The organism is Clostridium sp. K13, from assembly GCF_019734195.1.
In the GTDB taxonomy this organism is placed as follows: domain Bacteria; phylum Bacillota; class Clostridia; order Clostridiales; family Clostridiaceae; genus Clostridium.
Genome location: NZ_JAASHM010000017.1, coordinates 54,476 through 78,963, shown reverse-complemented (window position 1 = coordinate 78,963; position 24,488 = coordinate 54,476). Strand labels below are relative to the sequence as shown.

Genomic DNA, 24,488 nt, shown 5'->3' with positions numbered 1-24,488 from the left:
GGATATAACTAATGATCATTTTTGTACATTTTTATTTTCCATTTTCTGTTCATTGTTATATTATCATTTACAAAAGTTAAATTCTTTGAAGGAAAGAGTAAATATTTACTGAGTATCTTAAGCGAGTAGGGATGGTGTAAGCCTATGTGAAAGGAAATATTGAAAGACATTCTGGAGGAGCTTATTTGAATTTTTTCAGTAGGATAAGACGGATATCCTACGTTATAGGGACTTGAGATAACAAAGTATTAATATAATATATTGTTAAATTAGGATGGTACCGTGAAGATAATAGCTTTCACTCCTAAATGGAGTGGGAGTTTTTTTTTGTTATTAATATATATTTAACAAATGAACTTTTAGTATCTGGTATTGTGTTTATATCTTAATTATTATATTAACTTTGTTAAGTAAGGGTGGTACCGCAAAGTTATTTTGCCCCTTGAGTTTTAAGGCTCAAGGGGCTTTTTAAGTTAAGTATTTTTATTATGCGCGCAATAAAATTATTTAATTGAATAGTAAATGTAAAAAGTTTTAATAGAATTTTGGAGGTAAAAATAAATGAAAAGAAAACTAGTTAGTGAATTAAATATATAAATTCAAGGCGAAAATTTCACCGCTTACCGGAAAAGTAATATTACATTTTTAGTTCTCACTGTAGTTCGCAGTTTAGTTAAAGCTTTCGTATGGAGTTATTGTTAAGTAAGTCTTTAAATATCATTTGAGCTCCAGATAGGTAATCATAATCAGAATTAGAATCTTTAGCTTTTAGTAATGCCCAAGTTGCATTATAAAACTTTACTACAAAAAGATAATCTAATAGTTTTGTATAATATTCATTTGTATATTCTCCAAAATAAAGTTTTAATAAAGTTTTTCTAGATTCTTCAGGTAGAAACCAAGAAATGGTTGCTAAGTCGAAAAATATATCTCCCATTGAAGAGTATTCGTAATCTACAAAATATAAACTATCATTGTTTAAAATAATATTTGAAGCATTTAAATCATTATGACAAAGACCTATTAATGGAGTTTTACTAAGTTTAATCTCTAAGGTATTTAAATAATCTAAAAGTGTATCTATAGATTCAGGTATAGGTAGATTTAAATTTTTACATATATTTATTCTTTCTCTTATATGATTAAAAGGATCGAAATATTTTTTGCATTTTAAATTATGAAAGCTTCCTAAAGAATCAACAAGTTTAGACAAAAATTTAACTGAAGAAAAATCATTTAAGGATGGCATAGTTCCATTAATCCAAGAGGTAACCATGTTACCAGTTGTAGTAGAAAAGTAGTATAAATTAGGAGCTATATTTATTTCTTCAGCTTTATTTATTATTAAGAATTCATTTTTTCTATCAGTATGTAAATAGTTATGTGTGCAAATTTTAACAAAATAATTACTGTTATTATAATAAACTTTATAGTTTTCGCTACTAAGACCACCTATTTTTTCTATAGAAGATATGTATGTGATATTCCATTTTAGTTGGTTTTTTAAAAAATTTATTAAAGTAGTGTTCATATTGTTCTCCTAAATGAAAAATATTGTTCAATATATCATTGTTGACATTTAAACAAATAATAAAGTATTATAACAAAAAAAGGCCGTGTTTAAAATAATAATTGGGGTGAAGGTTATGAAAAGTAATAAAATAGATTTTGAAGTAGTTTTAAAGGGTATAACAGCTACAAATAAAATTACTATAGAAGAAGCAAAAAAGAGAGTAGATTCACTTGCAAAACCATTAGGAAGCTTAGGAAAATTAGAAGATATTGCAGTAAAGCTGGCTGGAATTACAGGAAAAGTTAAAAATAAAATAAATAAAAAGTGTATAATTATTATGTCTTCAGATAATGGGGTAGTAGAAGAAGGAGTTGCATCGGCACCTCAAAGTGTTACATTAGCTCAAACTATAAATTTTTCAAGAGGACTTACTGGGGTAGCTGCATTAGCAAAAGAAAATAATACAGATTTAATGGTGGTTGATATAGGCGTTAATACTGATAAAAAAATCCCTGGAGTTATTGATAGAAAAATAAGAAAAGGGACATCTAATATAATTAAGGGTCAAGCTATGAGCCAGGATGAATGTATTAAAGCTATAAATATAGGAATAGAAATGGTTAGTAAAGCTTATGAAGAAGAGTATGATATATTAGGTGTTGGAGAAATGGGAATAGGCAATACTACCACAAGTAGTTCAGTACTTGTAAGCTTAACAGGATGTAATATTGAAGATGCAGTTGGAAAAGGAGCTGGAATAACTAGAGAAGCTTTTGAAAAGAAAAAATGGGTTGTAAGAGAAGCTATAAGAAGAAATAATCCTGATGTAAGCAATCCTATTGATATAGTTGCAAAAGTTGGTGGATTTGACATAGCAGGAATGGTTGGAGTTTTTTTAGGGGCAGCCTATTATAGGATTCCAGTTGTTATAGATGGATTTATATCAGTAGTTGCAGCACTTGTTGCAACAAGGATAAATCCATTAGTTAAGGAGTATTTAATACCATCTCATTCTTCTAAGGAAATAGGATATAATATTGCAATAGAAGATTTAGGACTAGAACCAATGTTAAATTTAAATATGAGATTAGGTGAGGGTAGTGGATGCCCAATAGCATTTTCAGTAGTTGAATTTAGCTGTGCAATGATGAATAATATGGCAACCTTTGCTGAAGCTGAAATAAATGATGATTATTTAGAGGAAGTCAGAGGCGAGGAGAACTATATAGTTTAGGAGGAAATATGATTGCTTTAGTTGTAGGTGGAGCTAAGAGCGGAAAGTCTATGTTTGCGCAAGATTTAGCAAAATCATTAGAAAGTAAAAATGGTAAACTACATTATGTTGCAACTATGAATCCATATGATTTAGAAGATTTAAAAAGAATAGAAAATCATTTAAGAGAAAGAGAAGGATATGGATTCAATACAATAGAAGAAACTATAGATATGAAAAAGGTTGCTAAAGATATAGCACAAGAAGATACGGTTTTAATAGATAGTATAACATCACTTGTTACTAATTCAATGTTTAAGGGAAAGGAATTTATTAAAGAAGTAAATATTGATATTTTAGATGGATTAGAAGAAATTGTTAATTCAGCTGATAATGTAGTAATAGTATCCGATTATTTATTTAGTGATAGTATGCAATATGATTGTTATACAGAAAGCTTTAGAAAAGAGTTAGGAATTATAAATAGAAAACTAGCAATTATAGCTAATACGGTAGTAGAATGTTCTTATGGGAATATAATCTATCATAAATTATAATGCCTGGTAGGCAAAATGATAGAAAGGAATAATTATGAAAAAATATTATAAAGGATTTTTAATGGCAATAAGTATGTTTACTATTATTCCATTGCCTAGGTATGAGTGGGATGATGAAGGTGGTAAAAATATAATGAAGTTTTATCCTGTAATAGGGTTGATAGTAGGAGTTATATGGTATTTAGTTTTAAGAGTTCTTTCTTTATTAGGAGCAAGTACTATGGTAATAGCAGCTATTACTCTAATAACACCATTTTTACTTACTGGAATGTTGCATTTAGATGGGTATATGGATGTTTGTGATGCACTTTTATCAAGAAGAAATAAGGAAGAAAAGCTAAGAATATTAAAGGATCCACACACTGGAGCTTTTGCAGTAATATCTGTAGTTATGCTGTTTGTAGTGAATTTTTCGGCAATTTATACTGTGGTTGATAAAAATAATAGTATTATTGGATTAATATTAATACCTATTATTTCAAGAAGCTTAATGGGATATTTATTATTATCTAAGGAATCAATGAAGGGAAGTTCATTAGGAGCATTTTTTAAACAGGGAACTGGAAAGGCAGATAAAGCAATATTAATAACATGTTTAATACTTTCAAGTATAATTTCAGTATTTGTATTTAGAATATATGGTGTAATAATGAGTTTATCAATGATTTTAGTGAGCATTTTTTTTGTTAGTAATGCAGCTAAAGAGTTTGATGGAATGTCTGGTGATAGTGCTGGATATGGTCTTGTTATAGCAGAAACAGTTGGAGTTTTAATTTTAAGCTTCATTTAATCGTTAATAAATATATATACAGCTAATAGGAATTATTTTAAGGAGAAAATTATGGTTTTAGTATTTGGTGGAGCATATAATGGGAAAAGTGAGTTTGTTAAGGAGAAATTTAATATAACTGAAGATGATATGTTTTATTGTAAGGGTGATAAAATAGATTTTTCAAAAAAGGTTATTTGTGGATTTCATAAATTTACATATGATAATGTATTAAAAAATATAAACTCACTTGATTATATAAAAGATAATATTAATTTATTTGAAGATAAGATAATAATTTGTGATGAAATTTCAAGTGGAATAGTCCCATTAAAGAAGGAAGATAGAATCTGGAGAGAGGAAACAGGAAAATGTCTTCAATATTTATCTAAAAAATCTTCAGTCATATATAGAGTTTTTTGTGGTATACCAACAATAATTAAAGGTTAAAATTCTAGTTAATAATACTATTTTTAACTAACAATATTATTTGTTGGTTTTATTTTTTTTAAGAAAATATTACTAGAAGTATAATAGTGAATATATGGGTATCAACAAAAACTTAGTTGTAGAAAAGCTTTAAAAGTGATATTCTCGTAAGAGATAATTATAAGGAGAAAATAAATGAATGAAAAAGTTAATATTATATTTAATAAGACATGGAAGAACTGAAGCTAATGAAAAACATCTTTATTGTGGGAAAAGTGATTTGCATTTAAGTGAAAATGGGATAAAAGAGCTTGAAGATATAAAAAAACAAATTAATTATCCAGAATGTAATAAATATTTTACTAGTGGAGCAAAAAGAGCAAATGAAACAATATCAATATTATATCCAGAAAAACAATATGATGAAATTAATGAATTTTGGGAATATGATTTTGGAGATTTTGAGCTTAAAAGTTATGATATGCTTAAAGAAAATAAAGATTATATTAGTTGGATTACAGATAATGAGGGACAAGTATTATGTCCTAACGGGGAAAGTAAATTTCAATATAGAAAGAGAATAAAAAAAGCCTTTATAGCATTTCTAGAACAATGCTATAAAGAAAATATAAATTCAGTTGCATTAATTTCTCATGGAGGAACTATAGGAACTATTTTAGAGGTCTTTTATGATAATAGTAAAAGCTTTTATGAGCATCAGCCATCCTGTGGAAGAGGATATAAAATAACTTTAGAAAAAGTAGATGATAAATATAAATTTATAAATATAGATAGCATTTAGCTATGGAAAGGTTAGTGAAATGATAGAAATAACATTAGGTTTTTTATTAGATTTAATAATAGGTGATCCTCAAAATCCAATACATCCAATTAGAATAATAGGATCTTTATGCAAAACTATTGAAAAGTTTTTTAGAAAAATATTAAAAAAATCATTAAAAGTGGCAGGATTAATGACTTGGATATCAGTAATATTAATAGTATTTTTATTTAACTATTATTTATTAAAAGGTGCATATGCAATTAATAATATTTTTGGAGTAGTATTAGCATCTATAATGATTTATTTTTGTATATCAACAAAGGCACTTAAAGTAGAAGGATTAAAAGTAGTAAAATACATAATTAAAGATGATATAGAAGGAGCAAGAAAGCAGTTATCTTATATTGTCGGTAGAGATACTGAAAATTTAGATAAAGAATCAATACTTAAGGCTGTTGTAGAAACAGTTGCAGAAAATATGTCTGATGGTGTTATAGCACCACTTTTTTATGCTGGAATTGGAGGAGCACCTTTAGCATTTTTATATAAAGCTGTAAATACAATGGATTCAATGTTTGGATATAAAAATGATAAATATTACGATTTTGGATATTTTCCAGCTAAATTAGATGATGTATTTAATTACATACCTGCAAGATTAACAGGATATTTTACAGTGGTAATAGCATTTGTTTTATGGTTAGATTATAAAAATAGTTTTAAAATTTATAATAGAGATAAAAATAATCATAGTAGTCCTAATAGTGCTCATCCAGAAGCAGCAGTAGCTGGAGCTTTAGGCGTTAGGCTAGGAGGGGCAAATTATTATTTTGGTAAGCTTGTAGAAAAACCTACTATTGGTGATAACCTAGAGAAGGTAGATTTAAATAAGGTTAATCAAACAAATAGAATATTATATGGAGTTTCTATTTTAGGATATATTATGACAGTAATAATAAGATGCATTTTAAATTTTGTATAATTAGGAGGAAGAGTTTTGGCAGTTCATGGTGGAAATGTAGATGAAATAGCAAGAAAATATAAATATGACCCAATGGAAATAATAGATTTTTCTGCTAATATAAATCCTTTAGGGTTAAACGAAAATATTAAAAGTAGTATGATAAAAGCAGTAGATAAGGTAATTAAGTATCCAGATATAACTTATTTTAATTTGAAAAATTCTATTGGAGAATTTGAAAGTATAAGTAGCAATAATATTATTTTAGGCAATGGAGCTGCTGAAGTTATATTTAATATAATAAGAGCTTTAAATCCTAAAAAGGCATTATTGCCGGCCCCAACATTTTCAGAGTATGAAGAGGCAATTTTAAGTATTGGTGGAGATATAGAATATTTTCATTTAAAAGAAGAGGAGAGCTTTATATTAAATAATAAATTTATTGAATCAATAAATGAAAATATAGATATAACTTTTATTTGTAACCCTAATAATCCAACAGGAGCCTTAACAGATAAAGAGTTTATCGAAAAAGTATTAAGAAAATCTTTAGATACTAACACTATAGTTGTAATAGATGAATCATTCTTAGATTTTGTTAAAGATAATATTAATTATTCAAGTAAAGAATTATTAAACCAATATAATAATTTAATAATTGTAAAATCATTAACTAAATTCTTTGCAATGCCAGGAGCAAGAATAGGATATGGAATATGTTCTAACAAAAATATTATTCATAAAATAAATAAAGTAATGGTTCCATGGACTGTAAATATAATGGCAACTGAAGGAATAATACAAGGATTAAAAGAAAAAGATTATATAGAAAATAGTATAGAATATGTAAATGATGAGAAAGAATATCTATATAGTGCTTTAAAGGAAATAAGCTTTATAAAAGTTTTTGAGCCAAGTGTAAATTTTATAATGTTTAAGATATTAAAAAATATAGATTTAAAATATGAACTATTAAGAAAGAAAATTTTAATTAGAAGTTGTGATAATTATATTGGTTTAAATAATAGTTTTTACAGAGTTGCAGTAAGAAATAGAGAAGAGAATAACGAATTAATTAGACAATTAAAAAATATTTTATTTGACAAATAATTTACATGAATATATAATCATTATGAAATTTAAGCCATAATAGGTGTTTTTAATCTTAATAGGGAATTAGGTTGAAATCCTAAGCTACCCCAGTAACCGTAATACTGACGAAATTCATTTAAATTACCACTGTATAAATATATATGGGAAGGTTTGAAAAGTAGGATGAAGTAAAGCCGGGAGACCTGCCTACTATGATGAAAATATTATCTTCTGAGGGTGAGATAATAGATACGAGTAAAAAAGATATTGCAAAATAAAAGGTAACTATAAGGTGGAATTATATCATTGATAAATTAAACAGATAGTTTAAGATATTATAAATAGTTATTATAATTTTTAATTTTATTTTGCATTAGATTGAAGTTTATTTTGTATTTTGGAGTGCTCTCATCAATGAAAGCACTCTTTTTTAGTTAGAGATATTAAAAATTATAGTACTAGCTAAAGAAACACCACTCTAGGATGTAAATTTAGGAGGAATAATAATGCAAAAGACAAAAAAGATTTTATCATTATTAGCTACTTTTGTAATGGCTATGATGATTTTTGTAGGATGCTCAAGTAAGCCTACAACAATGCAGGATAGAGAAGGAAATGAATTTAATTTACCAGCAGAAATTAATACAATAATTTCTACTGCACCATCTAATACAGAAGTATTAGTAGGATTAGGATTAGCGGATAAATTAGTTGCTGTAGATAAGTATTCAGCGGATGTTGAAGGTGTAAGTAAAGATTTACCAAAAATAGATTTTAGAAATCCAGATGCAGAAGCTATAATAGCTTTAAATCCTGATATAGTAATAGCATCAGGTCATAATAAAGCCGGAGATGAAGATCCATTTGCTTTAATAAAAGAAGCTGGAATTCCAGTTGCATATATTCCAAGTAGTTATAGCATTGAGGGAATATATGGAGATATAGAATTTATAGCAAGTTTAACTGATACAGAAAAAGAAGGTAAAGAGTTAGTAAATTCAATGAAAAAAGAAGTTGATGCTATAAAAGCTATAGGTGATACAATTCAAGATAAGAAAAATGTTTATTTTGAAATAGGAGCAGGTTCAGGACTATATACATTTGGAAATGAAACTTTCTTAAATGAAATGATAGAAACTATAGGAGCTACTAATATATTTGGAGAAGAAAACTCATGGATAACAGTAACTCCAGAGGCTGTAATAGATGCAAACCCAGATGTTATATTAGCTAATACACCAGGTACAAATGAAGCAGGGTTAACTGCTGTTGAAGATATAGTAAGCAGAGAAGGTTGGGACACAATAACTGCTGTGAAAAATGGAGATGTTTATCAAATAGATAAAAATTCATCTTCAAGAGGCTCTCAAAATATTATTAAGGCTTTAAAAGAAATGGCTAAAGCTGTTTATCCAGATGAATACAAAGGCTTATAAAAATAAAATATTATTAATACTATCAATTCCACTAGTATTATTAACAGTATGTATTGGAACTTCCGTAGGGAGTTCCAATATTAGCATATTTGACACTTTTTCTATACTAGCTAATAAATTTTTTAGTGTCCCATTATTAGAAGGAATTGATCCAAAGCAGGTAACGATTATTTGGAACTTAAGATTACCTAGAGTTTTATTAGCTTTCATGGTTGGAGGATCACTAGCAGCTAGTGGAGCAATAGTACAATCGGTATTAAAAAATCAATTAGCTTCACCATATACCTTAGGCTTGTCTTCAGGGGCGTCTTTAGGTGTTGGAATTATAATTGTTACAGGAGCATCAATACCATTTTTAGGTAGATTAACTATGCCAATAGTTGGTTTTCTTTGTAGTTTAATTACCATGATAATAGTATTAAAATTTGCTGAAAAAGTAGATAGAGGTCTATCTAATACAACCATTATTTTAGTTGGTATGGTATTATCATTATTTTTTAGTGCTACATTAACTACAATTTCAGCATTAGCATCAGATAAAATGGAAAGTATAACTATGTGGTCTATGGGATCATTTTCTATGAGGGGATGGAGCTATGTTAAAGCTGGAATTCCATTTTTTATTGTAGGAATTTTAGGTGTTTCATTTTATTTTAAAGAAATGGATGTTTTAACCTTTGGAGAAGATCAAGCAAAAACTATTGGAGTAGATACAAATAAAGTTAAAAGAAAACTATTTTTATTTGTAGCAATACTTACAGGAAGTGCAGTTGCACTTAGTGGAACAATAGGATTTATAGATTTAATTGCACCACATGTTGTTAGAAAAATATTTGGGTCTAAACATGCTTATGTTATACCTATGTCAGTAGTGTTAGGTGGTTGTATGATGATAATAACTGATTTAGTAGCAAGAACTATAGTATCACCATCAGAATTACCAGTAGGAGCAATAACGGCATTAATTGGAGGACCATTTTTTGCTTATATATATTTTAAAAAATCAAAGTAGGTGATAGTTTAATGCTAGAAGTAAAAGGTGTTAGATGTGGTTATGATAATAAGGAAATTGTTAAAGGCGTAAGCTTTAATATTGAACGTGGTAATAATCTTTGTATAGTTGGGCCTAATGGATGTGGGAAAAGTACACTTTTAAAATCTATAGCTAATCTTTTAGATTATAAGGGTAATATAATATTAGATTCTAAAGAAGTGAAAAAGTTAAATAGAAAAGATTTAGCAAAAAATGTTGCACTAATGACTCAAGCAAGTAATATTTATTTTCCATATACAGTTTATGAGACAGTTTCTTTAGGAAGATATGCACATTTAAAGGGTGTGTTTTCAAAAATAAATAAAAATGATGAAGAAATAATACTTAAGAGTATAGAAAACGTAGGCTTACTGGATATAAAAGATAAGTTAATAAGTGAATTGTCTGGTGGACAATTACAAAGAGTATATTTGGCAAGAGCATTTGCACAGAATCCAGATGTAATTCTTTTAGATGAACCTACTAATCATTTAGATTTGAAATGTCAAATAGAAATATTAGATTATTTAAATAAATGGACTAAAGAAAATAATAAAATTGTTGTTGCAGTATTACATGATTTAAATTTAGTTCAGGCTTTTGGAGAAAAAGTAGTGATGATGAATCATGGAGAAATAGTTAGCTACGGTACACCAAAAGAGGTATTAAGTGAAAATAATTTAAAAGAAGTTTATGGCGTTGATATAAAGGGATTTATGCTTGAAGTTTTAGAAAAATGGAAATAGCGTGTAATAGAATTATAATAATGAATGAAAGCTTATATGTAATAATATAAATATCTAATATAAATAATAGAATTTAATAATCTACTATTTATATTAGATATTTTGCAATATTAAAGAAAGGATGTTTTACATGAATAGTTTTATAATGTCATATAGTTGTGGTAAAGATAGTACATTAGCATTATATAGAATGATAAAAAGCGGAAATACTCCATTAGGGTTACTTATAACAGTAAATAAAAAGGGAAATAGATCTTGGTTTCATGGAGTTCCTGAAAATTTAATAAAAGAGGTATCAAAATCATTAAATATTCCTTTAATATTAGTTGAAACTGATGGCAATGATTATGAATATAAATTTAGTGAAGCATTAAAAAAAGCAAAAGAAGCTTTAGGAATTGATTCTTGTGTATTTGGAGATATAGATTTAGAAGCTCATAGAGCTTGGTGTACAGATAGATGTAAAGAAGCTAATATAGAAGCTATTTTTCCATTATGGCAAGAAGATAGGGAAGAGTTAGTTTATGAGTTTATTGATTCAGGATTCAAAACAGTAATAAAAAATGTAAAGCTTGAATGTATGGGAGAAGGATTTTTAGGGAAAGTATTAACGAAGGATTTAGTTAATGATATAAAAGCAACAGGTTCGGATCCTTGTGGAGAAAATGGAGAATATCATACCTTTGTTTATGATGGACCATTATTTAAATATCCTATTAAATTTGAATATTTAAATATAGTAAAAAATGAAACTCATGGTTTTTTAGATGTAAAGGAAAAAGAATATGAATAAGATTATGGTTTTAGGAACGGCTTCAGGAGTTGGAAAAAGCACAGTAGCAACGGCATTATGTAGATATTATAAAAATAAGGGATTTAAAGTAGCACCATTTAAGGCTATGAATATTTCATTAAATTCATATGTAACTGAAGATGGATTAGAAATGGGAAGAGCACAAGTAGTACAAGCGGAAGCTTGTGAAATTAAACCTATGGCATATATGAATCCTGTATTATTAAAGCCAAGTGGAAATAACAAAACACAAGTTATTGTAAATGGAAAAGTTCATTGTACAATGGATGCTTATAAATATAAAGAGCTAAATAAAGAATTAAAAAAAATAGTTAAAGAAACATTTGATAGATTTTCAAAAGATTATGATGTTATGATTTTAGAAGGTTCAGGTAGTTGTGCTGAAATAAATTTAAGAGAAACAGATATAGCTAATATGTCAATGGCAAAGGCTGCAGATGCAGATGTAATATTAGTAGCAGATATTGATAGAGGTGGAGTATTTGCATCAGTTTTAGGTACTTTAATGCTTTTAAGTGAAGATGAAAGAAAGAGAGTTAAAGGTGTTATAATAAATAAGTTTAGAGGTAATATAGATTATTTCAAAGATGCAATGAAACAGTTAGAAGATATAATAAAGGTACCTGTACTTGGAGTATTACCTTATTTTGAGTTAGATATAGAGGATGAGGATAGTGTAACAGAAAGAATAAAAAATAAAAATATAATTGGATTAGATATTGTGATAATAAGACTACCTCATATGTCTAACTTTACTGACTTTAACAATTTAGAAAGATTAAAAGATGTTACTGTAAGATATGTTGATAATGTGGAGGATATAGACAATCCAGATTTAGTTATAATACCAGGAACAAAAAATACTATAAATGATTTAAGATATATAAAACAAAATGGAATTTTTGATAAAATAAAATCACTGGAAGAGAAAGGGACAATTATTTTTGGCATTTGTGGTGGATATCAAATGTTAGGTAAATATATTTACGATTTAAAGGGAATTGAAGGGGAAGTTACGTCTGAAAAAGGATTCCAATTTCTTGATATTGAAACTGTTTTTAATGATGAAAAAAGAACAAAGCAAGTAAAGGGTGTTATTCAAGGTTCTTGTAGTATATTTAAATCATGTATTGGAGTTGAAGTCACAGGATATGAAATACATAATGGAGTGACAAATATTAGAGATGAAGCTTTAGTTTTTATAAATGGTGAAAATAATGAAGTATTAGGTGCTTATAATAAAGAGAAAAATGTTTTAGGAACATATTTACATGGAATTTTTGATAAAGAAGATTTTTTATTGAAATTTATAAATGATATAAGAGAAGCTAAGGGATTAAAGATTATAGAAAATGAAATATTAGATTATAGAGTTTATAAGTTAAATCAATATAATGAGTTAGCTAAATTATTTGAAGAAAACATTAATATAGAAAGAGTAATTAAGTATAAGTAATAAGTATTTTTAATATGTCAGAAAAAAATCAGTAAAATAAGAAAGCTGTTGAAGAAAAGTTAACGGCTTTCCTATTTTGATTGAGGGATTTCATAGAAAAAAAACGTTAACGATTTCATAAAGAGAGGAGAGAAAATTTATTAAATTAAAATTAATTTATACAAAAAAGGTAAAAAATGAAAAAAATAAATAAATTTATTGAATTTATTTTCAATATAATGTAATATAAAACTATAAAGGAAATAAATATAATATTAAATATTTTTTATAGCAGAAAGGAAACGGTTCCAGTAACCATTCCAGAAGTTTAAATTGTTATATAAATAAATTTTATATATGAAAGTAATTATTTTAAGGGAGAGGGAAATTTATGAAGATTAAAAAACTATTAGCTATTGCTATTACAACAACGTTAGTAGCAAGTGCATTTGTAGGATGCGGAAGTAAGGAGAAAACTGATGATGCTACAGGTGATTCTACTAGTAATAAAACAGCATCATCTGATGCACAAGAAATTTATTTTTTAAACTTTAAACCAGAAATTGCAGATGTTTATAAGAAAATAGCAGAAGATTATGAAGAAGAAACAGGGGTTAAAGTAAAAGTTGAAACAGCTGCAAGTGGTACTTATGAACAAACATTAAAATCTGAAATAGCAAAGAAGGATGCACCAACTATATTCCAAATTAATGGACCAGTAGGATATCAATCTTGGAAGGATTATTGCTTAGATTTAAAAGATACAGAGCTTTATGGACACTTACTTGATAAGAGCTTAGCAGTTACAAGTGGTGATGGTGTGTATGGTATACCTTACGCGGTTGAAGGATATGGAATCATATATAACGATGAAATAATGCAAAAATATTTTGCTTTAGAAAACAAAGCTACTGATGTAAAATCTATGGAAGATATAAATAATTTTGATACATTAAAAGCAGTTACAGAAGACATGGAAGCAAATAAAGATAAGCTTGAAATTGAAGGTGTATTTGCATCTACTTCAATGGCAGCAGGAAATGCTTGGAGATGGGAAACTCACTTAGCAAACTTACCATTATATTATGAATTTAAAGATAAGGCAGGAGAAAATGGAGATGTTATTCAAGCTGGTTTAGATTCAGATACAATTGATTTTAAATATAATGAAAACTTCAAGAATATTTATGACTTATATACAAATAATTCAGTTTCAGAAAAAGGTGTTTTAGGAAATAAGAGTGTTGACGATTCAATGGCTGAATTTGCTTTAGGTGATTGTGCTATGGTTCAAAATGGTAACTGGGCTTGGTCACAAATCAATGGTATAGATGGTAATACTGTTAAAGAGGAAAATATTAAATTCTTACCAATATATACTGGTATGGATGGAGAAGAAAATCAAGGACTTTGTATTGGTACTGAAAACTATTTAGCTATTAATAGTCAAGTTTCTGAAGAAAAGCAACAAGCTTCAATTGATTTTATAAACTGGTTATTTACAAGTGATACAGGAAAAGCTTATGTTACAGGTGATTTAGGATTTATTGCTCCATTTGATACATTTAGTGATAACGAAAAACCTGCTGATCCATTATCAAAAGAAGTTATTAACTGGATGGAAAAAGATAACTTAGAAACAGTTAAGTGGACATTCCAAGCATTCCCAAGTCAAAACTTTAAAGATACTTTTGCAGGTGCTTTACTTGAATATGTACAAGGTACTCAAGATTGGGATTATGTTGTACAAACTGTAAAGGATTCTTGGAATGCTGAAAAAGCTCAATAATATTAAATAAGGGCAGCATATAAATATGTGCTGCCTTTATCATTAAAAGGGTTAAATAAGAACATAAAATTTTTAATATTTACTAACATAATATAAATATATTTTTATAGAGGGGGAAGAGAATATGCAAAAGAGTATGAAGAAATATTTTTGGCTATTTGCATTACCTACATTAATAGCTTTTGCAATAGCATTTTTAGCACCATTTATAATGGGGATTTATTTATCCTTTACTAAATTTACAACTGTTACAAATGCTACATTTGTTGGCTTAGATAATTATAATAAGGTATTTGCAACTCCAGAATTTATGAATGCTTTAATATTTACAACTAAATTTGTTGTTGTTTCTGTTATAACTGTTAATGTATGTGCATTTGCACTAGCATATCTTTTAACAAGAAAATTAAAAGGAACTAATTTATTTAGAACAGTATTTTTTATGCCAAATTTAATTGGTGGTATAGTACTAGGATATATATGGTTAATAATTTTAAATGGAATTTTAAATTATTTTGGTGTTAATTTAACTGTTGATCCTAAGTATGGATTTTGGGGATTGATTATTTTACTTAACTGGCAACAAATTGGATATATGATGATAATATATATTGCTGGTATTCAAAATATACCAGGAGAATTAATGGAAAGCGCTAAAATTGATGGAGCATCAAAATGGATGACTTTAAGAAAAATTACTATTCCACTAGTTATGCCTTCAATAACAATTTGTCTTTTCTTAACTATGTCTAATGCATTTAAACTATTTGACCAAAACTTAGCATTAACTGATGGAGCACCTGGAGGAAAGACAGCAATGCTTGCTTTAGATATTTATAAGACATTCTATAATAAGGTTGGATCAGAAGGGGTAGGACAAGCAAAGGCAGTAATATTCTTCTTAATAGTAGCAGTAATAATGTTACTTCAATTAAGTATTACTAGAAAGAAGGAGGTTGAAAATTAATGGAAGCAAAATTAAATACTAAGAAAGATATGGAGTTAAAGTATGTGCCTAAAAAGAAAAATAATGGATTACTTTATGTTATTTTATTTGTTTTATCAATATTATTTTTAGCACCAATATTTATAGTACTATACAATTCATTTAAAGGTAAATTATATATAAGTAGAACTCCTTTTGCTTTACCAAATGCAACTACTTTTTCTGGAATAGATAACTATATAAATGGTATAGAGAAAACAGGTTTTATTTCTGCATTTGGATGGTCAGTATTTATAACAGTATTTTCAACAGCTGTAATTGTTTTATTTACATCAATGACAGCCTGGTATATTACAAGGGTAAAATCAAAACTTACAAGTTTCTTATATTACTTATTTGTATTTTCTATGATAGTACCTTTCCAAATGGTTATGTTTACTATGAGTAAAATAGCTAATATGTTAAGCTTAGATAATCCTTTTGGAATTATAATAATATATCTTGGTTTTGGAGCAGGACTATCAGTATTTATGTTCAGTGGATTTGTAAAATCAATTCCTATAGATATTGAAGAAGCTGCTATGATTGATGGATGCAATCCAATTCAAACATTTTTCTTAATAGTATTACCTTTATTAAAACCAATAGCAATTACAATATCTATTTTAAATGTAATGTGGATATGGAATGACTATTTACTTCCTACATTAGTATTAGGATCAGATTATAGAACATTACCAATGGCTGTACAATATTTACGTGGTGGATATGGTGCCGTAGATATGGGAGCTATGATGGCTATATTAGTCCTTGCAATTATACCAATAATAGTATTCTATTTAGTGTGTCAAAAGCATATTATTGAAGGTATTGCAGCAGGTGCTGTAAAGGGATAAAGGATTAAAAATATTAATCTCTATTTATTAATAAATTAAACTTATTAATAAATAGAGATTTTTTGCTTAAAATAATATGATTATAAAATTAAAAATATTTTATGGGTAAAAAATATTAAATTTGTAATCATTATATAGAAAAAATACAATATAAAATTAAATAGATACTTGTTATCATTATTCTATAAATACATAAATATAAAAGGGGAGTTTTAATATGATTTCAAAAAACAAAATTATAATTAATAATAAGTGGTTATATAGTGAAGATAAAGATAAGGATTTTATAACTGTAAATTTACCACATGCCAATAAGGAAGTGCCTTATAATTATTTTGATGAAAAATCATATCAATTTATTTCATATTATAAAAAGAATCTTAATATAGAAGCTGATGAAAATAAAAGAGTATTTTTAAATTTTGAAGGTGTTATGACTGCTTTTAAGTTATATATAAATGGAAAGGAAATAGGAGAATATAAAGGAGGGTACATTCCACATTTTATTGAAATAACAAATTATGTAGATTTTAAAGAAGAAAATGAGGTATTAGTAGAAGTAGATTCTACTGAAAGAGAAGATATTCCACCATTTGGAGCAGTAGTAGATTATTTAACATTTGGGGGAATATATAGAGATGTATTTTTATATTATTTAAACAAATGTTTTATAAAAAATATATTATATAAATATGAAGTTACTGATATTAATAATGGAAAAGGTAAGATAAAAATAACTCCAAAGGTATTAATTAATAATGAGTTAAGTAGTGAAAATTACCAATTGAATTTTTATGTAAAAAATATCACTAAAAGTATATCTATTGATTTAATAGAAGGAGAAAAATGGTATGAAATAGAATCCTTTGATATTGGAGAAGTAGATTTATGGTCAATAGAAAATCCAAATATATATACTGCTAATTGTAAATTAATAAAGGATAAAGAGATAATAGATGAAAATAATATTTCATTAGGATTTAGAGAAGTATCTATAGAAAGCAATGGATTATTTATAAATAAAGAAAAAGTAAAAATATTTGGATTAAATAGACATCAATCATATCCTTATGTTGGATATGCAATGCCTAAAAGAGTTCAAGAAAAGGATGTTGACATATTAAAGGATGAGTTAGCATTAAATTTAGTTAGAACATCACATTATCCACAATCACCTTACTTTTTAAATAGATGTGATGAGATAGGACTATTAGTTTTGGAAGAGATTCCGGGATGGCAGTTTGTAAGTAGTAGAAATGATTGGAGAGACCAAGTTCTAAAAGATGTTGAAGGAATGATTTTAAGGGATTATAATCATCCATCAATAATTTCATGGGGAGTAAGAATAAATGAATCATGGGATGATGATGCTTTATATAAATTAACAAATAATATTGCAAAATCATTAGATGACACAAGAAATACATGTGGAATAAGATGTGTTGAAAAAAGTAATTTATTAGAAGATATATATACTATGAATGACTTTATACATTGTGGAGAAGAGGAAGTATTAAGAAGCAGAGAAACTGTGACAGGATTAGAAAAAGAAGTACCATATTTAGTTACAGAATTTTGTGGTCATATGTACCCTACTAAAAAGTTTGATCAAGAAGAAAGATTAGTTGAACATACATTAAGACATGGAAGGGTTATGAGCAAGGCTAGAAGTTCAGATGATTATCTTGGAGCTATTGGATGGTGTGCATTTGACTATAATACTCATTATGATTTTGGTTCTGGTGATAGGATTTGCTATCATGGTGTAATGGATATGTTTAGAATACCAAAAATGGCTGCTGGTATATATAAAAGCCAAAAGGACAGAGAGGAAGAGCCTGTACTTGAACCTTTAACTTATTGGACAAGAGGAGAGAGAAATATCGGAATAGTATTTCCAATATACGTATGTACAAATTGCGATGAGATAGAATTAAAGTTTAATGGAAGCAGTGTAGGTATGTTTACTAGAAATGAAACTACTATAGAAGAGAATTTAAAAAATCTAAAATATCCACCAATAAAGGTTACTGGTAATGGTGGAGAATGGGGAGCATCATGGTCTGGAGCAGAGTTTGTAGGATATATTGATGGTAAAGAGGTTATAAGAAGAAAATTCTGTGAAAATCCTATAGTAAGTGATTTAATAACTACTATTGATGATAAAGAACTTAAAGGAAATGAATATGATGCAACAAGAGTTGTTATAAAGGCTGTTGATATAGAAGGAAATATACTTCCATATGCTACAGGTTCAATACATGTTGAGTGTGATGGTGATATAAGTGTTATTGGTCCAAATAATATTTCTTTGATTGGAGGAAGTATAGCTTTTTGGGTTAAAACACTAGGAGAATTCAAAAATAGTTATTCAAAAATAAAAATATCAAGTTCATTTAACATTAATAAAGAAATAGATATAATAATAAAATAAATTTAATTGTTAAATATAAAAAGAATTATTAGACATATATAAATTGAAGTTTATATGTTTTAATAATTCTTTTTTCATTAAAAAGCAAATTTAAGTGAAACTATTACTACTATAATTATTGTAGTTAAAATTGGAATAACAACAGATGTTGCAAATATATCTTTATAACTTTCCTTATGGGTTAATCCACAGATAGCTAAAGTTGTTATAACAGCTCCATTATGAGGTAAAGTATCTAATCCTCCAGATGATAAGGAGGCAATTCTATGAAGTATTTCCGGGGAAATAGATAGTTTTTGACTCATTTCAACAAAAGTTGAAGCAAGTGCAGATAAAGTTATTCCTAATCCACCAGAAGCAGAAGCAGTAAGACCACAAATTATATTTACTGAAATAGCTTCTGAAATTATTGGATTTGAAGAAATATTCATAATACTAGTTTGAATTGTAGCAAAGATAGGTAAGGCTTTTATTATACTACCATATCCAACTATAGCGCTAGAATTTAATAATGGAAGAAATGAATTCTTAACTCCATCACTAAGTGTATTATTTAAATTTTTTAGTTTTTTATAATTTAGTAATATAATATATATTATTGAAATTACTATGGCTATTATTACGCTCCATGTTCCAGAAACTTTATCAAGTGTAATTCCAAATTGATTTAAATAACTGCCGTCAGTACTAGGGAAATAGAATTTTGATAATATGAAGTTAGTTATAAATATTATTAGTATAGGTATAATAGATAAAACTATATTTGGCAAATTTTCATTAGGTGAAATTTGATTATTCACAGCATGATTTCCATAGCCTTCCCCATTAGCTCTTGCCTTTTTAGCTCTTTTTGTAAGCCAAATCATACCTAAGGTAAACATAATAATACTTGCACTTATACCAATTACTGGTGCAGCAAATGTATCTGTACCAAAATAACTCATTGGTATAACATTTTGAATTTCAGGTGATCCAGGCATAGATGTCATTGTAAATGTAAATGCACCTAGAGCAATAGTACCTGGTATTAACCTTTTAGGTATATCAGCTTCTTTAAATAAAATATTAGCTAATGGATATAAAATAAAGGCAACAACAAATAGGGAAACACCACCATATGTTAAAAGAGCTCCAGATAAAACAATTGCAAGAATAGCCTTATCTTTCCCTAGTTTATTTGTAATAAATGAAGCTATAGACTTTCCATATCCTACTTCATCTATTAGTTTAGCGAAAATAGCGCCTGTTAAAAATAATGGAAAATAATTTTTAACAAAGCCAGCAAAGCCACTCATATAAACTTCTGTATAGTTAGCCATTAAGTGACTATTAAGTCCAAGTGAGATTAAAAGAGTTAATAGCCCTACAATAGGAGCTGTGATTATAGTTGAATATCCCTTATAGGCTAAATACATTATAAGAGATAAAGAGAGTATTAATCCAATTACGCTTATCATTTGTTTTCTCCTTATATATAATTCAGTAAATTTATTATATGTACTTAAATAAAAAAGTATTATATAATGTATTATTATATAATAATAATTATTATATAACGAAAAGAAAATAAGTAAAGAAAAATTTACTAGTATTTATATAGAAGGAGAATATAAAATGGATACAAAAGATGTAAAAGATAAAAAACAAGTAGAAATAGAAGCACCAAAGAAGATTAAATACCAATGCTTACATACAGAAGAGGCAAGAGAATGTACTTGTATTAGAAGTAAGGGATTAGTTTTAAAAAAATAATATAAATTATATACCTATTAGGCAAAAAAAAGTTTGTTTAATAGGTGTTTTTTATTAGTTATTTAATAAAGAAGTATGAAATTATCCATTAAAAATATAAAAAATTAAGTTAAGAGATATAAGGATATATATTACAATTAAAATGAGAAAACGTTTTTGATAATATATGTAAGGGGTAATTTGGTGTGAATATGAAAAATGAATTAATTAAAAGTATAGGAGCTACTCCTAGTAAGTATCAAATAGAGTATCAAATGGAGGAACTAAGTGCATTTATTCATTTCGGTATTAATACTTTTATGGATGTAGAGTGGGGAAATGGAGAGGAAAATCCAGAAGAATTCAACCCTAAAAATTTAAATACTGATCAATGGATAAAAGTATTAAAAGAAGCTGGTTTTAAAAGAGTTATATTAACAGCGAAGCATCATGATGGATTTTGTCTTTGGAATAGTAAATATACAAATCACAGTGTTGCTAAAAGTCCTTGGAAGAATGGCCAAGGTGATGTTGTATTAGAGATGAGTAATTCATGTAAAAAATACGGAGTAAAATTTGCCATATATCTTTCGCCATGGGATCAAAATTCAAAGTTATATGGACAAGGTGAAGCTTATAATGAATATTACTTAAATCAGCTTAGAGAACTTTTAAGTAATTATGGTGAAATTTCTGAAGTTTGGATGGATGGTGCAAAGGGATCTAATGTAGAACAAGATTATAATTTTCAAGAGTGGTTTAATTTAATAAAAAGTTATTATAAAAATTGTATAATATTTAGTCCTTGCGGACCAGATATTAGATGGATAGGTAATGAACAAGGATACGCAGGAGATCCATGCTGGTCAACAATTGACATAAAAAAAATGAATGTTTCAGTAGATCAAAAATATTTAAATACAGGTGAAGAAAATGCTCCAGACTGGGTAATTGGAGAGTGTGATGTATCAATAAGACCAGGTTGGTTTTATCATGAATCAGAAGATTTAGAAGTAAAATCATTAGAAAAATTAATGGATATATATTTCAATTCTGTAGGAAGAAATTCAGTGCTTTTATTAAATCTTCCACCTAATAAGGATGGATTACTTCATGATAATGATGTAAATAGGTTAAAAGAATTTGGACAAGCAATAAGAGACATTTTTAAAGAAAATTTGGTGGAAAATTGTAAAATAAATTCAAGTAGTATATTAAATGAAGATAAAGAGTACTCAGTTACTAATACTATAGATGGGAAAAATAATAGTTACTGGGTGCCGCAAATAGAAGATGGCAATAGGTGGGTTGAAATAGAGTTTGAACAAGATAAAGTTTTTGATGTTATTTCAATACAAGAATTTATAGAGTTAGGACAAAGAGTTTCAGAATTTAATGTTGAGGCATTTATAAATGGAGAGTATAAAGAGATTTTTCAAGGTAAGACAATAGGATATAAAAGGCTTATAAGAATAAAACCAATAAAAACAAATAAGATTAAAATAAACTTTTTAAAGTCATTAGATATACCTCTTATAAATAACATAGGAGTATTTAAGCAACCTAAATATATGGAACTTAGAGAACAGGATATAGATAATAAAATAGAGTTTGAAGAGAAATATTATGAGGTTAATAAAAGTGAAAAAAATATTATAGTAAAAGTTAAAAGAACTGGTGATATGAATTCTAAATTAGAGTTAGATTATACAACAGTTTCTGGAACAGCTATAAATGGAGTTGATTATCAACCATGGTCAGGAACTTTGAAGTTTAATGAAGGTGAAAAAGAAAAATCAATTTCTATAGTAATAGTAGATAATAATATAAAAAATTCAGATAATAAATATTTTTATTTAAAATTAGAAGATAATTTAAATCAAGGTATTTTAGGTGAGAAATATGAAACTACTATAAATATAAAGTAGTAGTATATAAAGAAAAATGGGGATGTATCAAAATTCTATTTTGCACATGATAGTTTTGATACGTCCCCTTTTATGTTGTTTTATAATATACAGAAATTAAAAGTAAATATGGAATTATATTGATTATTTGTATACTTTGTATTATAATATATAATACAAAGTATACAAAGGAGTTTAGTATTATGTTAATAAATTTAGATATGACAAGTAATATTCCAATTTATGTTCAGCTTAGAAATGAAATTGTAATGGGAATTGGAAGAGGAGAACTTAAAAAGGGAGAAGGACTTCCTACAGTCAGACAAATGGCAGAAGATATAGGTGTAAATAATATGACTGTAAATAAAGCATATGGAATATTAAAAAATGAAGGATATATAGAAATAGACAGAAGACATGGAGCTAAGGTTAGTACAGAGATAGATATGAATAGAGAATTTAAAGAAAAGCTTGAAAATGAATTAGAGTTAATTATTGCAGAGTCAGGTCTTAGGGGAATTGAATATAAAGAATTTATGAAAATGTGTGAAGATATTTATAAGAATATGAATGGATTAAATATAGGATGGAATGAGGGATAGATATGGGAGTTTTTAATATTATATGGGGAAGTGTACCTATAGTATTTGTATTAGCAATGTATTTTAATTGTAGATATATGATTAAGGGAAATAAGAATATTTTAATAGGAGTAACTATTCCTTTTTTAGAGCTTAAAAATGAAAAAGTATTAGATATAACAAATAAATTTAAGAGGGAAAATATAATTTTATATATAATAGCTATTATTGCATTTATTCCATCCTTTTTCTTTAAGTTTAATTCAAATCAAATATTATATTTGTTTTTATGGATAGGTGTATTCTATGAATTTAGTAGACGTTTATTCATGAAATACAATAAGAAGCTTATGGATTTAAAAAGAGAAAATAATTGGTTATTACCAAGTAAAAGGTTAATAACAATTGATACAGAAGTTACTCGTTTAAAGGATAAGATGCCAGTATCTGTTTTTTGGTTTATTCCAAGCTTTATAATTTCTTTAATTCCAATAGTAATTGTATTTAATAATATTAAAGAGTATGGAGTTTCTTTTGGAATTGCAGCAAGTAATGCATTAATAGGAAATATAATTTTCTTAATTATGTATAGATTATATTCTAAAGGAAAAACAGAAGTTATAAGTGAAGATACAAGTGCTAATATAGCATATAATAAAATTTTTAAAAGAACTTGGACTATGGGAACTATAATTGCAGCTACAGTTCAAAGTTTAGGAATGTTATTTACGTTTATTATATTTTTAAATAATATTAATAGCGCTATATTATTTCTCTTATCAGTAATAATACCTTCAAGTATTATTCTTATTGGTATAGTTTATATAAATAATAAGATAAGAGAAGAACAAGGAAAGATATTAAATACTTGTACAAATCCTATTTATACTGATAATGATGAGTTTTGGAGCAAAGGGGTATACAATAATCCTAATGATAGAAGTGTAACTGTCGAAGATAGGACTTGCTATGGAGTAACATATAATTTAGGTACTAAAAAAGGAAGAACAATTTATTATGGCAGTTTAATATTTGCTGGAATAATTGTAATAGGTGTTACTTTTAATTTGATGAGATTTGATCATACAAAGTTTGATTTAGATATAGTTAGTAATATAGTAAAAATAAGTGCACCAACATATGGAACAGAATTTAATATAAATGATATTGAGGAAATATCAATGATTAATAAATTACCTTCTGGAATAAGAACTAATGGCGTAGGGGCATCAACATATAACCTTGGTAATTTTAGTATTAAGGATTATGGACAATCTAAGTTATATGTTTATTTTGAAAATCCAAATTGTATAAGTATTAAGCTGAAAAATAATACTTATATTTTCTTTAATAGTAAAAGTAATGAGGAAACTTTAAAATATTATAATGAATTAAAAAATGTATTAGGAAAATAGTTAAGAA

General features: G+C 27.0%; 22 protein-coding genes, 1 riboswitch and 1 other annotated feature. Of the genes, 20 read left to right on the top strand and 2 right to left on the bottom strand.

All coding sequences use genetic code 11. The annotated features are described in order from the left end of the window. The first annotated feature begins 76 nt into the window (after window positions 1-76). Window positions 77-309: a binding site (T-box leader), on the top strand. 364 nt (window positions 310-673) lie between these two features. Then, window positions 674-1,531, bottom strand: coding sequence for a choline kinase family protein (locus HCG76_RS11100; RefSeq protein ID WP_221700254.1), 858 nt, complete (start codon window positions 1,529-1,531; stop codon window positions 674-676). 115 nt (window positions 1,532-1,646) lie between these two features. On the opposite strand from HCG76_RS11100, the gene cobT reads away from it, so the two are divergent. From cobT to HCG76_RS11020, 16 genes are all read left to right on the top strand, one after another. Continuing rightward, a complete protein-coding gene (gene cobT / locus HCG76_RS11095) occupies window positions 1,647-2,747 on the top strand; it encodes a nicotinate-nucleotide--dimethylbenzimidazole phosphoribosyltransferase (RefSeq protein ID WP_221700255.1) in 1,101 nt (366 codons plus the stop codon). An 8-nt stretch (window positions 2,748-2,755) separates the two neighbouring features. After that, window positions 2,756-3,283, top strand: coding sequence for a bifunctional adenosylcobinamide kinase/adenosylcobinamide-phosphate guanylyltransferase (locus HCG76_RS11090; protein ID WP_221700256.1), 528 nt, complete (start codon window positions 2,756-2,758; stop codon window positions 3,281-3,283). Between the two features lie 34 nt (window positions 3,284-3,317). After that, a complete protein-coding gene (locus tag HCG76_RS11085; protein WP_221700257.1) occupies window positions 3,318-4,073 on the top strand; it encodes an adenosylcobinamide-GDP ribazoletransferase in 756 nt (251 codons plus the stop codon). Window positions 4,074-4,124: 51 nt separating this feature from the next. Then, window positions 4,125-4,502, top strand: a complete 378-nt coding sequence (locus tag HCG76_RS11080; protein ID WP_221700258.1) for a bifunctional adenosylcobinamide kinase/adenosylcobinamide-phosphate guanylyltransferase — start codon at window positions 4,125-4,127, stop codon at window positions 4,500-4,502. A 178-nt stretch (window positions 4,503-4,680) separates the two neighbouring features. Continuing rightward, window positions 4,681-5,283, top strand: coding sequence for a histidine phosphatase family protein (locus HCG76_RS11075; protein WP_221700259.1), 603 nt, complete (start codon window positions 4,681-4,683; stop codon window positions 5,281-5,283). 19 nt (window positions 5,284-5,302) lie between these two features. Then, window positions 5,303-6,247, top strand: a complete 945-nt coding sequence (gene cbiB, locus HCG76_RS11070) for an adenosylcobinamide-phosphate synthase CbiB (protein ID WP_221700260.1) — start codon at window positions 5,303-5,305, stop codon at window positions 6,245-6,247. Between the two features lie 15 nt (window positions 6,248-6,262). Further along, window positions 6,263-7,336, top strand: a complete 1,074-nt coding sequence (gene cobD, locus HCG76_RS11065; RefSeq protein WP_221700261.1) for a threonine-phosphate decarboxylase CobD — start codon at window positions 6,263-6,265, stop codon at window positions 7,334-7,336. Window positions 7,337-7,360: 24 nt separating this feature from the next. Continuing rightward, window positions 7,361-7,543: riboswitch (cobalamin riboswitch) on the top strand. A 281-nt stretch (window positions 7,544-7,824) separates the two neighbouring features. Continuing rightward, window positions 7,825-8,754: an ABC transporter substrate-binding protein gene (locus HCG76_RS11060; protein ID WP_221700262.1), complete on the top strand. Its 930-nt coding sequence runs from the start codon at window positions 7,825-7,827 to the stop codon at window positions 8,752-8,754. After that, window positions 8,735-9,766, top strand: a complete 1,032-nt coding sequence (locus HCG76_RS11055; RefSeq protein ID WP_221700263.1) for a FecCD family ABC transporter permease — start codon at window positions 8,735-8,737, stop codon at window positions 9,764-9,766. The genes HCG76_RS11060 and HCG76_RS11055 overlap by 20 nt, the downstream gene beginning before the upstream one ends. 11 nt (window positions 9,767-9,777) lie before the next feature. Continuing rightward, entirely contained in the window at window positions 9,778-10,533 is a 756-nt protein-coding gene (locus HCG76_RS11050; protein ID WP_221700264.1) for an ABC transporter ATP-binding protein, read from the top strand. 130 nt (window positions 10,534-10,663) lie between these two features. Next, window positions 10,664-11,326 carry a diphthine--ammonia ligase gene (locus tag HCG76_RS11045; protein ID WP_221700265.1) on the top strand — a complete coding sequence of 221 codons (663 nt, stop codon included), beginning with the start codon at window positions 10,664-10,666 and terminating at the stop codon, window positions 11,324-11,326. Beyond that, complete coding sequence (locus tag HCG76_RS11040) at window positions 11,319-12,803, top strand: cobyric acid synthase (protein WP_221700266.1); 1,485 nt, start codon at window positions 11,319-11,321, stop codon at window positions 12,801-12,803. Before HCG76_RS11045 ends, HCG76_RS11040 begins: the two co-directional genes overlap by 8 nt. 370 nt (window positions 12,804-13,173) lie before the next feature. Continuing rightward, window positions 13,174-14,571 carry an ABC transporter substrate-binding protein gene (locus HCG76_RS11035; RefSeq protein WP_221700267.1) on the top strand — a complete coding sequence of 466 codons (1,398 nt, stop codon included), beginning with the start codon at window positions 13,174-13,176 and terminating at the stop codon, window positions 14,569-14,571. Window positions 14,572-14,695: 124 nt separating this feature from the next. Continuing rightward, on the top strand, window positions 14,696-15,538 hold the full coding sequence (locus HCG76_RS11030) for a carbohydrate ABC transporter permease (protein WP_221700268.1): 843 nt from the start codon (window positions 14,696-14,698) through the stop codon (window positions 15,536-15,538). Then, complete coding sequence (locus tag HCG76_RS11025; protein WP_221700269.1) at window positions 15,538-16,413, top strand: carbohydrate ABC transporter permease; 876 nt, start codon at window positions 15,538-15,540, stop codon at window positions 16,411-16,413. The genes HCG76_RS11030 and HCG76_RS11025 overlap by 1 nt, the downstream gene beginning before the upstream one ends. Before the next feature lie 217 nt (window positions 16,414-16,630). Next, complete coding sequence (locus tag HCG76_RS11020; protein WP_221700270.1) at window positions 16,631-18,847, top strand: glycoside hydrolase family 2 TIM barrel-domain containing protein; 2,217 nt, start codon at window positions 16,631-16,633, stop codon at window positions 18,845-18,847. A 77-nt stretch (window positions 18,848-18,924) separates the two neighbouring features. Here the strand turns inward: HCG76_RS11020 and HCG76_RS11015 are convergent, their stop codons facing one another. After that, window positions 18,925-20,304 (bottom strand): GntP family permease, encoded by a 1,380-nt coding sequence (locus HCG76_RS11015; protein ID WP_221700271.1) that lies wholly within the window; start codon window positions 20,302-20,304, stop codon window positions 18,925-18,927. Window positions 20,305-20,461: 157 nt separating this feature from the next. Here HCG76_RS11015 and HCG76_RS11010 point away from each other — a divergent pair, with 157 nt between their 5' ends. The 4 genes from HCG76_RS11010 to HCG76_RS10995 all read left to right on the top strand — a co-directional run bounded on the left by HCG76_RS11010 (window position 20,462) and on the right by HCG76_RS10995 (window position 24,481). Continuing rightward, window positions 20,462-20,599, top strand: a complete 138-nt coding sequence (locus tag HCG76_RS11010) for a hypothetical protein (RefSeq protein WP_221700272.1) — start codon at window positions 20,462-20,464, stop codon at window positions 20,597-20,599. A gap of 191 nt (window positions 20,600-20,790) precedes the next feature. Then, complete coding sequence (locus HCG76_RS11005) at window positions 20,791-22,506, top strand: alpha-L-fucosidase (protein ID WP_221700316.1); 1,716 nt, start codon at window positions 20,791-20,793, stop codon at window positions 22,504-22,506. Between the two features lie 182 nt (window positions 22,507-22,688). Beyond that, on the top strand, window positions 22,689-23,087 hold the full coding sequence (locus HCG76_RS11000; protein ID WP_221700273.1) for a GntR family transcriptional regulator: 399 nt from the start codon (window positions 22,689-22,691) through the stop codon (window positions 23,085-23,087). Window positions 23,088-23,089: 2 nt separating this feature from the next. Then, window positions 23,090-24,481 (top strand): PH domain-containing protein, encoded by a 1,392-nt coding sequence (locus HCG76_RS10995; RefSeq protein ID WP_221700274.1) that lies wholly within the window; start codon window positions 23,090-23,092, stop codon window positions 24,479-24,481. The last annotated feature ends 7 nt before the right edge of the window (window positions 24,482-24,488 follow it).

What these genes read in the sequence shown, in the direction of transcription:
- HCG76_RS11100 (WP_221700254.1), bottom strand. Translation starts at nt 1,531, where the DNA reads ATGAACACTACTTTAATAAATTTTTTAAAAAACCAACTAAAATGGAAT.
- cobT (WP_221700255.1), top strand. Translation starts at nt 1,647, where the DNA reads ATGAAAAGTAATAAAATAGATTTTGAAGTAGTTTTAAAGGGTATAACA.
- HCG76_RS11090 (WP_221700256.1), top strand. Translation starts at nt 2,756, where the DNA reads ATGATTGCTTTAGTTGTAGGTGGAGCTAAGAGCGGAAAGTCTATGTTT.
- HCG76_RS11085 (WP_221700257.1), top strand. Translation starts at nt 3,318, where the DNA reads ATGAAAAAATATTATAAAGGATTTTTAATGGCAATAAGTATGTTTACT.
- HCG76_RS11080 (WP_221700258.1), top strand. Translation starts at nt 4,125, where the DNA reads ATGGTTTTAGTATTTGGTGGAGCATATAATGGGAAAAGTGAGTTTGTT.
- HCG76_RS11075 (WP_221700259.1), top strand. Translation starts at nt 4,681, where the DNA reads ATGAAAAAGTTAATATTATATTTAATAAGACATGGAAGAACTGAAGCT.
- cbiB (WP_221700260.1), top strand. Translation starts at nt 5,303, where the DNA reads ATGATAGAAATAACATTAGGTTTTTTATTAGATTTAATAATAGGTGAT.
- HCG76_RS11060 (WP_221700262.1), top strand. Translation starts at nt 7,825, where the DNA reads ATGCAAAAGACAAAAAAGATTTTATCATTATTAGCTACTTTTGTAATG.
- HCG76_RS11055 (WP_221700263.1), top strand. Translation starts at nt 8,735, where the DNA reads ATGAATACAAAGGCTTATAAAAATAAAATATTATTAATACTATCAATT.
- HCG76_RS11050 (WP_221700264.1), top strand. Translation starts at nt 9,778, where the DNA reads ATGCTAGAAGTAAAAGGTGTTAGATGTGGTTATGATAATAAGGAAATT.
- HCG76_RS11045 (WP_221700265.1), top strand. Translation starts at nt 10,664, where the DNA reads ATGAATAGTTTTATAATGTCATATAGTTGTGGTAAAGATAGTACATTA.
- HCG76_RS11040 (WP_221700266.1), top strand. Translation starts at nt 11,319, where the DNA reads ATGAATAAGATTATGGTTTTAGGAACGGCTTCAGGAGTTGGAAAAAGC.
- HCG76_RS11035 (WP_221700267.1), top strand. Translation starts at nt 13,174, where the DNA reads ATGAAGATTAAAAAACTATTAGCTATTGCTATTACAACAACGTTAGTA.
- HCG76_RS11030 (WP_221700268.1), top strand. Translation starts at nt 14,696, where the DNA reads ATGCAAAAGAGTATGAAGAAATATTTTTGGCTATTTGCATTACCTACA.
- HCG76_RS11025 (WP_221700269.1), top strand. Translation starts at nt 15,538, where the DNA reads ATGGAAGCAAAATTAAATACTAAGAAAGATATGGAGTTAAAGTATGTG.
- HCG76_RS11020 (WP_221700270.1), top strand. Translation starts at nt 16,631, where the DNA reads ATGATTTCAAAAAACAAAATTATAATTAATAATAAGTGGTTATATAGT.
- HCG76_RS11015 (WP_221700271.1), bottom strand. Translation starts at nt 20,304, where the DNA reads ATGATAAGCGTAATTGGATTAATACTCTCTTTATCTCTTATAATGTAT.
- HCG76_RS11010 (WP_221700272.1), top strand. Translation starts at nt 20,462, where the DNA reads ATGGATACAAAAGATGTAAAAGATAAAAAACAAGTAGAAATAGAAGCA.
- HCG76_RS11005 (WP_221700316.1), top strand. Translation starts at nt 20,791, where the DNA reads ATGAAAAATGAATTAATTAAAAGTATAGGAGCTACTCCTAGTAAGTAT.
- HCG76_RS11000 (WP_221700273.1), top strand. Translation starts at nt 22,689, where the DNA reads ATGTTAATAAATTTAGATATGACAAGTAATATTCCAATTTATGTTCAG.
- HCG76_RS10995 (WP_221700274.1), top strand. Translation starts at nt 23,090, where the DNA reads ATGGGAGTTTTTAATATTATATGGGGAAGTGTACCTATAGTATTTGTA.